General features: G+C 54.7%; 1 protein-coding gene. It reads right to left on the bottom strand.

Annotated features, from left to right (window positions below; genetic code table 11):
* Positions 1 to 50: 50 nt before the first annotated feature.
* Positions 51 to 570 (bottom strand): DMT family transporter (locus tag J5224_RS34370; protein WP_264629309.1); only part of this gene is annotated, 520 nt, incomplete at its 5' end.

The following is a 570-nucleotide window of genomic DNA, read 5'->3' as shown; positions in this document are numbered from 1 at the left end:
AGCAAGGTGTCTGGTGCGAGAATAGTCAGATCATAGGGGAAAATACCTTCTTATTTGCGGTTTGCTTCCGCGTCACGCAGTTGCGCGGGTGGCGTATTGGTATCCGGCCTACAAATCGCGTTGTGCTGAGCGCGCGGAGTGCGCATACGCTGCGCCATGACAACCCCGAGTAATACCATGACCCCGCCCACGATGTGATAGCTGTGCAGCGTTTCATGCAGCAACGTCACGGCGATCAGTGCGGTAAACACCGGCGTCAGATTGATGAAAATGCTGGCATTGTTGGCCCCGATACGCATTACCCCGACGATCCACATCCACGGGGCGAGGATCGAGGCAAAAATACCGGCGAACAGCACCAGCGGTATGTTTTGCGCATTCAAGGCGATGCTTTCAGCCAACAGCAAATTAGGCAGCAACAGCACGACGCCAAAGGCAATTTGCACGTAGAGCGATACCCAGGTGGGAAGAGCAATCGACCAGCGTTTGGTTAATACGCCATACAAGGCATAGGCTAACGCGGCAATAAACATCATTACTTCGCCGCGCCCGATGCCCTGCGCCAGAATC

The organism is Candidatus Symbiopectobacterium sp. NZEC135 (assembly GCF_025962695.1).
The sequence above is the reverse complement of the archived record's forward strand: the minus strand, read 5'-3'. Positions and strand labels throughout refer to the sequence as shown.